Source organism: uncultured Holdemanella sp. (assembly GCF_934772795.1).
Lineage (GTDB): Bacteria > Bacillota_I > Bacilli_A > Erysipelotrichales > Erysipelotrichaceae > Holdemanella.
Genome location: NZ_CAKVMR010000098.1, coordinates 1 through 5,032, shown reverse-complemented (window position 1 = coordinate 5,032; position 5,032 = coordinate 1). Strand labels below are relative to the sequence as shown.

The 5,032-nt window shown below is 36.9% G+C and carries 3 protein-coding genes; 1 reads left to right on the top strand and 2 read right to left on the bottom strand.

Annotated elements, in window-relative coordinates:
* Positions 1-243 precede the first annotated feature (243 nt).
* Positions 244-2,646, bottom strand: coding sequence for a glycoside hydrolase family 3 N-terminal domain-containing protein (locus Q0F04_RS11375; protein WP_295753384.1), 2,403 nt, complete (start codon positions 2,644-2,646; stop codon positions 244-246).
* A gap of 317 nt (positions 2,647-2,963) precedes the next feature.
* A complete protein-coding gene (locus tag Q0F04_RS11370) occupies positions 2,964-3,560 on the bottom strand; it encodes an L-threonylcarbamoyladenylate synthase (protein ID WP_295753382.1) in 597 nt (198 codons plus the stop codon).
* 72 nt (positions 3,561-3,632) lie between these two features.
* On the opposite strand from Q0F04_RS11370, the gene mnmE reads away from it, so the two are divergent.
* Positions 3,633-4,961 carry a tRNA uridine-5-carboxymethylaminomethyl(34) synthesis GTPase MnmE gene (gene mnmE, locus Q0F04_RS11365; RefSeq protein WP_295753380.1) on the top strand — a complete coding sequence of 443 codons (1,329 nt, stop codon included), beginning with the start codon at positions 3,633-3,635 and terminating at the stop codon, positions 4,959-4,961.
* Positions 4,962-5,032 lie beyond the last annotated feature (71 nt).

Genomic DNA, 5,032 nt, shown 5'->3' with positions numbered 1-5,032 from the left:
TTTGGTGCATACTCGTTAGCGAGCTGTTCTGCATAAATTTTATCTGTATTCATGGCTCATTGCCTCCTTTATTTGATAACTCTATGATATTATCAACGGGAGGAAAATTGAACAACACAAAGAGGATTTTGTGTTGAATTCAAAAAACTCACAAATACCGATTTGCCTCTTTCTTCTCAATAATACATCAACAACTATTATTGTAAAGCAGAGGGCAAGCCATTTCTTGTTCTGGGTCCATTCTTATTTTTCTTCGACTTTAAAATCAAATACACGATCATGTAAGTTTTCTTTTACTTCCCCTGTAAATTCAATTCTTCCATATTCACTGATTTGACTAGCGTTATGTCCTACAAAAATAGCTTGAGGTCTTGGTTCAATCACAAATTCATTGTGAGCATTATAATAACCAAATTGACGTGTATCAAATGTAAATTCGAGTGTCTTCTTTTGTCCTGGTTCTAATGCCACCTTTTTAAATCCTCTAAGTTCCATCACTGGACGATTGATAGTTGGTTGTAAAGAATGGAAATAGACTTGTACAGTTTCTTCACCATACACTGCACCTGTATTTTCTACGTCCACACTCACTTTAAAGCTATCACCTGTTTTTACGGATACATCATGAGTAAGATTTGAAATACTAAATGAAGAATAGCTTAAGCCATAACCAAATGGATATAGCGGCTGCATGACACTGGCTTCTTTTTGTGGCATGCCCTTTGTGAAAGATAGATATCCACTACCTGTTTTTGTGCCATAATAAATTGGACATTGTGCAGAAATTTTTGGGAATGTGATTGGTAAACGTCCACCTGGATTCACATCACCACTTAATACACGTGCTACAGGTCTTGCGCCTGCTGGACCTGGATACCAGCCTTCTACAATCGCATCTACACAAGGTTCTACATCACCCAAAGCTAAAGCACGACCATTGAACAATACCATAATTGTTTTCTTACCTAAACTAGATACAGCTTTGACTAATTCTTCTTGATGGAAAGGCAATGTTAAATCTGGATGGTTGATACCTTCTCCGCTTGTCGCATCTTTTCCTTGTCCCGTTACTTCACCAACTCCTAAGATGACTACATCGGCTTCTTCGCATACTTTTAAAGCTTCATCAATACGTTGTTGCCAATCGTCTGTATTCATCGATTTTCCATAACTTACAACTTCAACATCATTTAGCTCATTTTGAATAGCTTCAGATAAACTTGTCACATGGAGTGTTTCTCTTAAGTAATTATCAAAGTTTTCATCAAAAGACAAAGAAGGATCTTTAAACATTTTTGCCTTCATGGCATCAATGTCAAACATTTGTTTCGCAAATTCGGCAAAACCTTCCATTTTTGTTGCGACTTCTGGATCTACGACCATCTGTAAGAAAGAGCCCATCATAGCTGGATAGGCATAGCCTCCAAATAAACAAGATAATCTTGTCGCAAATGGTCCGACTACAGCTACTTTCTTTACATTTTTATCTAAAGGTAAAACTCCATTGTTCTTTAATAATGTAACGGATTTTGTCGCAATCTCTTCCGATAATGCATCCGCATTTGGATCATCAAATACAGCTTGCGCTTTTTCTGAATCAATATATGGATCATCCAATAGTCCCATCTCTTCGCGCATTTGTAGCGTTCTTAATACACAGGCATCTAAATCTTTCACATCGACAACACCTTTTTTTACACCCTCTACAATATGGTTATACACCGTTGTTGTCATTGTATCTGAATCGATTCCTGCCTTTAATGCCGCTCCTGCAAGTTCTGCACGATCTTCATACATGCCTTGCGTCTGGATGACACGAGGGATAGAGTGTCCGTCACATACGGCAATTCCATTAAAGCCTAATTTATCGCGTAATACATCTTGTGTCCATTTTGGATTAACAGACATAGGTAATCCGTCAATATCTGAATATGTAACCATAATACTTTGCATATCATGTTCTTTAATGGCTGCCGCAAATGGTGTGGCATAGACTTCAAATAAATCTTTCTCACCGATGTTGATGGTTGCACAATTGACTCCACCTTCGCTAGCTCCATAGCCAACCCAGTGTTTTGCCAAAGCACCACAGCGTTTTGTGAAGTCATCTCCTTGAATTCCATGCACTTCTTCACTTGTGAAACGAGCAGCCACTAATGGATCCTCTCCAAATGTTTCATCGACACGACCCCATCTTGAATCACGACTGATATCCGCTACTGGGCTCATCATAAAGTGAGCTCCAATGGCCTTTCCTTCATCCGATAAAACTTTTCCCATCTTATACGATAATTCTGGTTCAAAAGTACCGGCTAAAGCGATTGGTACTGGGAAAATTGTGGCATCTGCTGCCACTAGCCCTGAACTGGATTCATTTTGAATAATACATGGTAAACCTGTTTTTTCAATCACATATTTTTGAATTTCATTATAGCCTTGTGCCGCTTGTTTTGCGCCACCCACAAATCCTGTCGCGAATTGTGTCATACGACCTACACCTTGTGGCATAGATTCTTCAGCTTTTTCTTTTGAGAATACACCTCGATTCAGTGCCATACTTGGCATGATACATGATAATTGAATGGCCTTCTCTTCTAAACTCATTTTAGCCAAGATGTCCTTGACTCTTTGACTTGGTTTGTTCATTTTAATTCCTCCATTATTCTGTATACGCTTACAATAATGTTAAGTCATCGAATTATCAAACTATAATTTGATTTAGAAAAAAATTTCCAAAAAGAAACACGAATCATTTAACAGTCTGACACTTTTTGAAACCAAGAAAAAAAGGATGCCAAATAAAATCGACATCATTTCAAATATGTTTAAATTTAAATCCAAAATATTGAACCTTACCCAATTCAGAGTAACATACTAAGTTAACTGCTAGAAGCATACTACTTCTAGATGTGTTCGTATGCACCCTGACCTATGCCCTACAACATGGGTTCTGGGTGTTTTTTCTATAATACGGATTCTAATTCTTCTAAAGAGATAGGTCCTGGTCGTAGAATTTGTAGATTTTCTTTTGTACAATCTACAATTGTACTCGCCTGTAAAGCTTTGCACGTTCCAAGTACGATACCATCTATTTTTGGCAATTGTTCATACACATCATCACTTGTGAGTGCTGTTTTTTCTCCAGACTGATTGGCACTTGTGACTAAGATTGGACAATTCAATTCATCAATCACATCTAAAATAAATTTTTCATCGGGAATACGAATCGCAATCGTACTCAAGCCATTTGTGTATGCTGGATCTACACTCTCCTTCACTTTGACAACTAAAGTTAATGCGCCCGGTAAAAACTGATTGGCAATCTTTTCAATTCTTTCATCCACTAACGCAACTTGCTTCATTTGTTCCACATTTGAAACCATCATAGGAATTGGCTTTGTTTCCGGACGATGTTTTGCGCGTTTTAATCGTTCTAAATCGTCTAAATTTCCATACTTAACACCTACTCCATATACTGTATCTGTAGGAAGAGCAATAATTTTATGTTCATTAAATGCACACGCTACTTCGTGTACTTGATTTTTTGTATATTCTTTCATGTTTGCACCTCTGTCTAAGACATTATACATCTTTTATGATAAAATACACTAAGAAAGAAAGGATGTTTAACAATGTTTGAAAATACAATTGCGGCCATCTCCACATCTTTGCAGGATGGTGCCATTTCCATCATTCGTTTAAGTGGTGACAAGGCTATTGAAATCACTCAAAAAATCTTTGACCGTAATATCATGGATGCGAAAAGTCATACAATTCATTATGGTTTTATTATAGATGCAGACAAAAATCCTGTTGATGAAGTTTTAATTTCGATCTTTAGAGCTCCAAAAACATATACACGCGAAGACATTGTCGAAATCAATTGTCATGGTGGAACTTTTATTACTCGTAAAATCTTATCAATGGTATTAAGTGCTGGAGCCGATCTTGCCAAACCAGGAGAATTTACGCAACGCGCCTTCTATCATGGAAGAATTGATTTATCGCAGGCTGAAGCCGTTCAAGATATGATTGAGGCAAGTAATAATACGGCAGCTAGTATGGCCATTCATGGAATTAAAGGAAGTGTAAAAAAACTACTACAGCCTTTGATTGATGATTTAATGGATATTATTGCGCAGATCGAAGTAAATATTGATTATCCTGAATATGAAGATGTTGAACAATTAACGACGAATGATTTACTTCCAAAAACTAACGAATGGTTAACCAAGATTGATCGTATTCTTGCTCGTGTACAAACGGGTCAAATGTTAAAAAAAGGGATTGATACCATTATTGTAGGTAAGCCAAATGTTGGTAAATCTAGCTTATTAAATGCACTTCTTGAAGAAGATAAAGCCATCGTTACAGATATTGCGGGTACGACAAGAGACTTGGTGGAGGGTCAAATTCATATTGGCAGTGTTCAATTGAATTTAATTGATACTGCTGGTATTCGTGAATCCAGTGATAAGATTGAACAGATTGGTATTGAGAAGAGTCAAGAAAAATTAAAAGATGCCAAGTTGGTTCTTTTAGTCTTTGATGGATCTAAAGAGTTGGATGAAGAAGATAAACAATTATTAGAACTGACAAAAGATAAGATGCGTTTAATTATCTATAATAAGTTAGATAAAACTGAAGCTGATAAGGATGGCATTTGGATTTCGGCTGCCAACAAAGACATTCAACCATTGATTGATGCCTTAGAAAACTTATATCAAGAAGATTTATTAAAGGAAGATCCACTACTTTCAAATGAGCGTCAAATTGGTTTATTGAATCAAGCCAAAGAAGACATGTTGCGTGCCAAGGAAGCTATGGATATGATGGTAGAGCCTGACTTAATTGAGATTGATATTCAAGCTGCACATGATCACTTAAAAGAAATCTTAGGTGAAGTGCATAGAGAAGACTTATTAGATACTTTATTCTCTAAGTTCTGTTTGGGTAAATAGGGTAGAGGGATAAAATAAAATTATCGCCCCTCCCGTTGAACCGTACGTACGGGTCTCGTATACGGCTCTAC